The organism is Candidatus Competibacter phosphatis (assembly GCF_012939995.1).
GTDB lineage: Bacteria > Pseudomonadota > Gammaproteobacteria > Competibacterales > Competibacteraceae > Competibacter > Competibacter phosphatis.
The window spans coordinates 1-1245 of the sequence record NZ_SPMZ01000097.1 but is presented as its reverse complement, the minus strand read 5'-3'; the positions used below and the strand labels follow the sequence as shown (position 1 = coordinate 1245).

1 protein-coding gene and 2 pseudogenes are annotated in these 1245 nt (G+C 50.1%); 2 read left to right on the top strand and 1 reads right to left on the bottom strand.

The window, feature by feature from the left end:
• Together E4P82_RS21535 and E4P82_RS20745 are read left to right on the top strand one after the other, a co-directional pair.
• A pseudogene (locus E4P82_RS21535) lies at positions 1 to 274 on the top strand (hypothetical protein); the annotation flags it as partial.
• A 27-nt stretch (positions 275 to 301) separates the two neighbouring features.
• A pseudogene (locus E4P82_RS20745) lies at positions 302 to 887 on the top strand (TMEM175 family protein).
• Positions 888 to 915: 28 nt separating this feature from the next.
• On the opposite strand, the gene E4P82_RS20740 reads toward E4P82_RS20745, so the two are convergent.
• Positions 916 to 1164: a hypothetical protein gene (locus tag E4P82_RS20740; protein WP_169250658.1), complete on the bottom strand. Its 249-nt coding sequence runs from the start codon at positions 1162 to 1164 to the stop codon at positions 916 to 918.
• Between the last annotated feature and the right edge of the window lie 81 nt (positions 1165 to 1245).

Here is a 1245-nt window from a genome sequence, read left to right as displayed (position 1 = left end):
CTTCGCGATTTTCATTGCGGCGATGGACGGCGGAAGCCCGTCGATTCAAGAAGGCAAATACGTTCTGCAGAACCACGGCCATTTCATTCGGGAAATTACTCAGACCGAGTACGCCGCATTTCGAGCCAATGAGCTGAGAGGCTTCTCAGGACACTGGTTGGTGTTCTACTTCGTGCCTTTTGCTTATTTCATGTTCGCGAAGAAACCTACCCTTCCATCGAGCGGACGGCCTAACGGTCACCGCTCATGTCGAATGTTGGGTTTCTTCGTGTAATTTCACCTTTCTGACAGGGCACGACTTATGGGGAAAAATCGTCTTGAAGCGTTCAGTGATGGTGTCATTGCCATCATCATCACCATTATGGTTCTAGAAATGAAAGTGCCTCATGGGGAAACAGTTGACGCCTTGTTACCACTATTCCCCGTTTTTTCTCAGCTATATTCTTAGCTTTATCTATGTTGGTATCTACTGGAATAATCACCATCATATGCTGCATACCGTAAAGCGGGTTTCTGGTTCTGTTCTTTGGGCAAATTTACACCTGCTTTTCTGGCTCTCACTATTCCCATTTGCCACCGGTTGGCTTGGTGAAAACCACTTTGCTGCATTACCAAGCGCCCTTTACGGTGTGGTTCTACTGATGGCTGCTTGTGCCTATTTCATACTTCAACATGCAATCATTTCTTCTGAGGGAGAGAAATCCTTACTCAAGGCTGCCGTGGGTCAAGATAGGAAAGGTAAAGCCTCATTGGTACTCTACATCATTGCAGTAATTTCAGCTTTTTGGCTTACTTGGATTGCGCACCTAATTTATATCGCCGTGGCAATAATGTGGCTTATTCCAGACCAACGTATCGAAAATACTTTTCAAGAGAGCGAAACCTAACTCATCGTTCCAGCCGACCCATTAAAGTTCAGGACGCCAGCGCAGAAACGATCACAGCGCGGAAGTGCCAGCCAGCGAACACCAGCGCCGCCGCCAACACGGCCAGCAGTATCCACACTTGGACCTTGCCGACTGGTGTGGGCTTGGGCGCCGGTAGCAGCTTGGTTTCCAGATCGCGGCGGGTCTGTTGCTCGGCTTCCAGCATGGCGAGAAGGTGCGCTTTCTCCTGCTGAACCTGCTGTAGCTGGTCCCGTAACACCTCAATCAACATTGTCATGACGTCATCAGGTGCGTCATTTGTCGCGACAGGCTGTGACATTGACGCGGGCGTGTCGCTGGGCGCGTGTCGCAGCGGACC